Source organism: Denitromonas ohlonensis (genome assembly GCF_007625205.1).
Classification (GTDB): domain Bacteria; phylum Pseudomonadota; class Gammaproteobacteria; order Burkholderiales; family Rhodocyclaceae; genus Nitrogeniibacter; species Nitrogeniibacter ohlonensis.
The window spans coordinates 1-6330 of the sequence record NZ_VMNI01000026.1 but is presented as its reverse complement, the minus strand read 5'-3'; the positions used below and the strand labels follow the sequence as shown (position 1 = coordinate 6330).

Below are 6330 nucleotides of genomic sequence, written 5' to 3'. Positions count from 1 at the left end.
CTCAGTCCTTGCTCCCGGACCATCTGGGCCACCTGCAGCTTGAACGCTGCATCGAATGTCCTGCGTTTGCGGTTCATCAGTTTCTCCTCTCAGGATGGATCATCCACCTATCGAGGTGTCCGAGGAAATTGGACCACTACATGCCACGGCTGTGCGGCTGAGGTGCACTATTGAGCGGCAGAGGTGTTGTTTTCGGCGGCCACTGAAGTCGCCAGGGCTGCAATCGCTTGTTGTCGATCGGGCATGTCGTCGCGCGGGCTGTTGATCAGGCCTGACCAGGCGGGGTGGGCGCGGGCGAGTTCCAGTGCGTCGGGTAGGGCGGCGTCGCGCCAGCGGCTGATCTCTTGTGTGCTGAGTTCGACCGGGGCGAGGGCGGCGTGACCGCGTCCGGCGAGGGCGCGCAGCAGGTGTTGCTGGCGAAGGGCGAGCAAGCGGAGGATAGCGTCGTCTACGGTGAGCTCCCGGCTGCCGGTGAGTTTGCCGAGCAGGCGGTCGCCGTAGTCGCTGAGGCTTTGCCAGGTGCCGCCGATGATGGCGCCGAGTGCGGCGGCAGCGCCGAGTGTGAGTCCGCCGGCGAGCAGGTCGATGCCGACGCCGGCGGCGGCGCCAGCGGCAGCGCCTTTGCCCAGGGAAATGCCCATCGACCGGAGACTTTCTGGGTTGAAGAGGTCATCTTCCCAGCGGCCATCAAGCAGTGGGAGTGGCGCGCTGTTGACGTCTTTTTGCGAAAACCCATAGAGCGCGAGCAGGGCGTCGACGCAGCGCTGTTCGCGCGTGCGTACCGCTTGATGCAGGTTGTCGACGGCTTGTTGAATGGCGTTTTCGTCGGCGTCGACTTGCTGGCGGGTGGCGGCAATGTCGATCAGCAGTTCTGCGACCAGGCGCGCGGCGGCGGTGTGGCGTGAGCGCGCATCGCGTTCGCGGCTGGCGATGAGGTGTTCGAGTGCGTCGCGGCGGTTGGCGAGCAAGGTGGCGAGGGCTTCGTAGAGCCGGCGCTCGCCGCCAAGTTCGGGTGCGATCGTGTCGAAGCGGACCTGGGCGTGGAGTCCGACACGGGCCAGCGCCTCGCGCCATTGGGCTTCGCGCGATTCGGGCGCGTGGACGAAATTGAGGACGGGGAGGAGTGGTCGGGCGCAGTCGGCCAGTAGCGTGAGTTCGTCGCGGTGCTTTGGCAGCACGGGGTCGCGTACATCGACGACATAGAAGGCGGCGTCGCTGTCGAGGAGTTGGCGCAGCACTTTGGCTTCTTGCTCGTAGCGGGCGCGAGCTTCAGCGCTACCGAGAAAGTGACGGATGCGTTCCGGCCCGTCGCTGCGGGCATGGGCTGGTGCGAGCGTGTCGATGTAGTCGAGCAGGGCGATGGCGTCTTCCATGCCGGGTGTGTCGAAGAGGCTGAGGATGGGAGTGCCATCGGCGAGGAGTCGGGCGCCTTCGACATGGCGGGTGGTGCTGGGGCGGTCGGAGACGTTGCCAAAGCGGGTGTCGCGTAGCAGCGTGCGCAGTAAGGAGGTTTTGCCGGTATTGGTGTGGCCGACCACGGCGATTCGGATCGGATCAGCCATGGTCTGCCTCTACCCAAGCGCGGGCGAGATCTGCGTTGTCTACAATATGGTCGTCGGCGAGGCCAATCTGCTGCAGGCCGTCGCGCCAATGCGCCATGCGGGTTGTGTCTGCCGGTTGCCCGTAGAACCAGACGGCGGTGTCGTCGGCGTAGCGACTCAGCTCTGCAATCAGGGCCAGCGCGCCGCGATCGGGTGATAGGCGTGCGTCGATTGCAAGCAACAGTCGTTCGGCGCTGTGTTGTGCCAGATGGTCGAGTGCCTGATGGCGCGCTTCGCGGCTGTCGATTCGGCCGGCGTCGAAAGCGCGGGAAAAGCCGGTTGGTGGCCAAGCGAGATCGTCCGCCAGTTCAAGCGCCATGAGGCAGCGCCCGTCGCCGGCGCTCGTGGTGTGATGTGTTGCGTGAAACGAGGGCAAGCGGGTAGGGGCGGCACTGCTGATGCCTGAGTGTTCGACGTTGGGCATGAGTCGGGCTTGCAATGTGGCGTAGGCGGGCAGATCGAGATCCAGTCGGAATGCGCGTTGCGCGCGGTGCCATCGAAGCTGGCAAACGAGGAGGGCGGCGGCCCTGGGCAGCGCACCGTACAGCAGCACGGACGCGACCAGCCAGGCGGACCAGGCGTGGCGATCCGCGTCGACGCCACGGGTTCCGCCTGCATTCAGAACCATGATGGCGTCGGGCACCCTGATGCCGAGCGCTGCGGGCAGTGCGCCGAGGGTTTGTGTGAGTTGGACGAAGACGTCGGCGGGGAGAATCGTGGTTTCCCAGACAAAGCCGTAGCGCCGCGTGGCCAGCAGAAAAACGAGCGTCAGTAGCGCCGCGCTCAGTGTGGCAAGCCAGAGGGCGTGGCTGACGCGGCCGAGCCACCAGAAGCTTGCGCCGCTTTGCCGCGCGATTGAGCTATGGGCCTGCAGGACCGATGTCAGCGCGGGGCCGGCGCCGAGTCGAGCCTGAAGTTGTAGCCAGAGCTGCCCGGCCAAGCTGCCAGACGCGCCCAGTGGCAACCAGCGGCCAATGAGCCAAAGCAACAAGGTGATGGCATGAAAGCCAAGCAGCCCGCTAATTGCCCAGATGACGTTGACGGGGTGGGTGCCATCGCCGAGTACTGCCGAGGCGGCGCCCGCGCCGCCCATGATCGCTAGGGCCATGGCGATCAGTGCGATGAGCCTGATGTGTTGGCGACGGCTGTGCATTGCGGACATCAAGCCACTGCGCTCGCCGAGTGTGGCTGCACGGGCGAGAATCCGTTGCTCGAGGTCGCCCCCCGCAGCGCGCGCGCGCCGGACGGCCATGGTGTCGTCGGCCGGTCCGGTGATGTCCTCGCGCAATCGTGTCGCTTCAGCCAGCCAGCGTTGTTCGAATGCGGTGAGCGGGTCGTGCATTGCGGTATGAGTTGTCGTCAAGGGCATGATAGAGAATCGTGGGCGCGCGCTTAGGATACCGTTTGGCGCCTCGTTATGCCTCCACGCCATTTGTGCGTGGGTGATGCTATTGAAGCGCTGACTTAATCTTGCTAGACTAGCGAGCTTTCCTTTGCTCCACCGGGACCGCATGACCGGGGGGCTGCGCCTTAACGTAACCTTGAGGAGTGTGCATGCGCCACTACGAAATCGTATTTATCGTCCACCCTGACCAGTCCGAGCAGGTGCCCGCCATGGTCGAGCGCTATCGCGCGCTGGTGGAAACCAAGGGTGGCAAGATCCACCGTCTGGAAGACTGGGGCCGCCGTCAACTGGCTTACCCGATCCAGAAAATCCACAAAGCTCACTATGTTCTGATGAACATCGAAAGCGACCAGGAAACGCTGGCCGAGCTTGAGCATGCGTTCAAGTTCAACGACGCCGTGTTGCGTCACCTGACCGTTGTTGCCAGCAAGGCCCAGACCGAGCCATCCCCGATGATGAAGGACGAAAAGTCCCGCTCGCTGACCGGCGGTCAGGACGCCGACGGTGACGACGCCAAGGCAGAAGAGACGACTGAGGACTAAGCCTGCGTGTGCAACACGCTGCGTATCACCGGAAGCCTGCTTGAGTTGGCGCCGATGCGATACACGCCGGCTGGCGTGCCGATGGTCGGTTGTGTGCTGGGGCATCAGTCCCGCCAAATCGAAAACGGAATCGAGCGTAGTGTGATGTGCGAGTTGCAGGTGGTGGCATTGGGCGATATCGCCAAAACACTGTCCACCGCAGTCGCAGGAATGGAAATGGAAGCCACCGGGTTTCTCGCTGCTAAAAACCAGCGCAGCAAAATGCCGGTGTTGCACCTAACGAATATCAAATTTGTAGAAGGAAACGAACATGGCCTTCAAGCCGAAGAAAAAGGGTGATCGTGGTAGCCGTGGTGGTGGTTTGTTCAAGCGCCGCAAGTTCTGCCGCTTTACTGCAGAGAAAATCGAAGAAGTGGATTACAAAGACGTCGACCTGCTCAAGGACTTCGTGACCGAAACCGGCAAGATCATGCCGGCTCGTATCACCGGGACCAAAGCCGGCTATCAGCGTCAGCTGTCCACCGCGATCAAGCGCGCCCGTTTCCTGGCGCTGCTGTCCTACACCGACCTGCACAAGTAATCGAGGAGTCCAGACATGCAAATTATTCTTCTGGAAAAAGTCGGCAAGCTCGGCGCTCTGGGTGACGTGGTCAAGGTTAAGGATGGCTACGCTCGCAACTTCCTGATTCCGCAAGGCAAAGCCAAGCGCGCGACCGAAGCCAACATGGCTGAATTCGAAACGCGTCGCGCTGAACTTGAGGCGCTGCAAAACGAGAAGTTGGCAGGTGCGCAGGCGCTGGCTGAAAAGCTTGAGAGCCTGATGGTTCAGATCACGCGCAAGTCCGGTATGGACGGCCGCCTGTTTGGTTCCGTGACCAACGCTGATGTGGCCGATGCACTGGCTGCTCAGGGTTTCGACATCGAGCGCAGCACCATTCGCATGCCGGACGGTCCGCTCAAGCAAGTGGGTGACGTTCAGCTGGAAGTTGGCCTGCACGCAGATGTCGTGACGACGATCACCGTGTCGGTGCTGGGCGACCAGACCTGATTCGGCACGTTGCTGACTGAGCAAAAGGGCTGCGCGTGCAGCCCTTTTGCTTTTGGCAGAATGCTTTGTGGCGTGATCGCTGCGCCATGTCATGATGTTGCTCTTTTTTGTCTTCAAGGCGCATGACGCTGAGTGACGAAATTCGTCGATTTGACCTCGACGCCGCTGCCAGGATGTAACCATGCAATCAGACCCGCAAATGGCCGCGCTCAAGCTGCCGCCGCATTCGCTCGAGGCCGAGCAATCGCTGCTTGGTGGATTGCTGCTCGACAATAGCGCCTGGGATCGCATTGCCGATCTCGTGACAAGTACTGACTTCTATCGGGATGACCACCGGCGCATCTTTGCCCACATCTCTCGTCTGATTGAGCTGAACAAGCCAGCGGATGTGGTCACCGTCTTCGAATCGCTTGAAAAGAACGGTGAATCGGAGCAGGCGGGGGGCTTGGCGTACCTGGGCGAAATAGCCAACAGTACGCCGTCAGCTGCCAATATCCGCCGGTATGGTGAGATCGTTCGCGAACGCGCGATTCTGCGCCGGCTTGTTTCGGTGGGTGACGAGATTTCCTCATCGGCACTGACGCCGTCAGGTAAAGACGCAAAGACCTTGCTGGATGAGGCGGAGGCCAAGGTGTTCGAAATTGCCGAAGCGGGCTCGCGTCACACAAGCGGCTTCGTCCCTATTCAACCCATTCTCGGGCAGCTCGTCGATCGTATCCAGGAGCTCTACGACCGCGATACACCAACCGACATCACCGGCGTTCCAAGCGGCTTCACTGATCTTGATGAAATGACATCGGGTCTCCAGCCGACCGACATGATGGTGATCGCCGGGCGTCCAGGCATGGGTAAAACGACCTTCGCACTCAATGTCGCCGAACACGTCGCGGTCGAGTGCGGACTGCCGGTTGCCGTGTTTTCGATGGAAATGCCGGGCACGCAATTGGCTATGCGTTTCATTTCCTCTGTTGGCCGCCTGGATCAGCACCGCCTCAAGACAGGCAAATTGAACGACGAAGAGTGGCAGCGGCTTACGTTTGCGCTCGGCAAGTTGCATGAAGCCCCTATCTATATCGATGAGAGCCCTGGGCTGAACCCGACCGACCTGCGTGCGCGTGCGCGTCGGCTATATCGGCAATGCGGCAAGTTGGGCTTGATTGTCATCGACTACATCCAGCTGATGACGTCGCTGCGTCAGAGCGACAACCGCGCGGCCGAGCTGTCAGAGATTTCGCGGTCGATCAAATCGCTTGCCAAGGAGTTGCATGTGCCGATCATGGCGCTGTCGCAGCTCAATCGAAGTCTCGAACAGCGGCCAAACAAGCGTCCGGTCATGTCCGACCTCCGGGAGTCGGGTGCGATCGAGCAAGACGCCGATATGATCATGTTCATTTATCGAGATGAGATTTACAACCCCGACTCGCCAGACAAAGGCGCCGCAGAGCTCATTATCGGCAAGCACAGGAATGGGCCGACGGGCACCGTCCGGATGACCTTCCTCGGTGAATACACGCGTTTTCAGAACTACGTAGGGTCGCCCGAGTACTAGCCCTGACGTGTGCTTTTGAGAAAATGCGGTTGTTGAGAAAAATAGTGTTGACAGGTTTTTTGTGGTGTCTATAATTCGCACCTCGCTTGAACGCAAACGCGTTTTGAGCGGCCCCTGAAGGAGTCGGAAACGAGTTTGAGGGGGTTGACGAGGCGGATTTGTTGCTACATAATTCCGCTTCTGCG

7 protein-coding genes are annotated in these 6330 nt (G+C 61.0%); 5 read left to right on the top strand and 2 right to left on the bottom strand.

The window, feature by feature from the left end:
• Positions 1 to 167: 167 nt before the first annotated feature.
• Positions 168 to 1562 (bottom strand): GTPase/DUF3482 domain-containing protein, encoded by a 1395-nt coding sequence (locus FHP89_RS19925; protein ID WP_144180201.1) that lies wholly within the window; start codon positions 1560 to 1562, stop codon positions 168 to 170.
• The gene (locus FHP89_RS19920) at positions 1555 to 2889 is read right to left on the bottom strand and encodes a DUF2868 domain-containing protein (protein WP_186300431.1); all 1335 of its coding nucleotides are present in this window, start codon (positions 2887 to 2889) and stop codon (positions 1555 to 1557) included. Before FHP89_RS19920 ends, FHP89_RS19925 begins: the two co-directional genes overlap by 8 nt.
• Positions 2890 to 3155: 266 nt before the next feature.
• Here FHP89_RS19920 and rpsF point away from each other — a divergent pair, with 266 nt between their 5' ends.
• The 5 genes from rpsF (at position 3156) to dnaB (ending at position 6145) form a co-directional block, all read left to right on the top strand.
• Complete coding sequence (rpsF, locus tag FHP89_RS19915; RefSeq protein WP_144180195.1) at positions 3156 to 3548, top strand: 30S ribosomal protein S6; 393 nt, start codon at positions 3156 to 3158, stop codon at positions 3546 to 3548.
• A gap of 6 nt (positions 3549 to 3554) precedes the next feature.
• The gene (gene priB, locus FHP89_RS19910; protein WP_260851688.1) at positions 3555 to 3887 is read left to right on the top strand and encodes a primosomal replication protein N; all 333 of its coding nucleotides are present in this window, start codon (positions 3555 to 3557) and stop codon (positions 3885 to 3887) included.
• Positions 3859 to 4128, top strand: a complete 270-nt coding sequence (gene rpsR, locus FHP89_RS19905) for a 30S ribosomal protein S18 (RefSeq protein ID WP_144180192.1) — start codon at positions 3859 to 3861, stop codon at positions 4126 to 4128. Before priB ends, rpsR begins: the two co-directional genes overlap by 29 nt.
• A 15-nt stretch (positions 4129 to 4143) precedes the next feature.
• Positions 4144 to 4596 (top strand): 50S ribosomal protein L9, encoded by a 453-nt coding sequence (rplI, locus tag FHP89_RS19900; protein WP_144180188.1) that lies wholly within the window; start codon positions 4144 to 4146, stop codon positions 4594 to 4596.
• Positions 4597 to 4777: 181 nt separating this feature from the next.
• The gene (gene dnaB, locus FHP89_RS19895; protein ID WP_144180185.1) at positions 4778 to 6145 is read left to right on the top strand and encodes a replicative DNA helicase; all 1368 of its coding nucleotides are present in this window, start codon (positions 4778 to 4780) and stop codon (positions 6143 to 6145) included.
• Positions 6146 to 6330 lie beyond the last annotated feature (185 nt).

What these genes read in the sequence shown, in the direction of transcription:
- FHP89_RS19925 (WP_144180201.1), bottom strand. Translation starts at nt 1,562, where the DNA reads ATGGCTGATCCGATCCGAATCGCCGTGGTCGGCCACACCAATACCGGC.
- dnaB (WP_144180185.1), top strand. Translation starts at nt 4,778, where the DNA reads ATGCAATCAGACCCGCAAATGGCCGCGCTCAAGCTGCCGCCGCATTCG.
- rpsR (WP_144180192.1), top strand. Translation starts at nt 3,859, where the DNA reads ATGGCCTTCAAGCCGAAGAAAAAGGGTGATCGTGGTAGCCGTGGTGGT.
- rplI (WP_144180188.1), top strand. Translation starts at nt 4,144, where the DNA reads ATGCAAATTATTCTTCTGGAAAAAGTCGGCAAGCTCGGCGCTCTGGGT.
- rpsF (WP_144180195.1), top strand. Translation starts at nt 3,156, where the DNA reads ATGCGCCACTACGAAATCGTATTTATCGTCCACCCTGACCAGTCCGAG.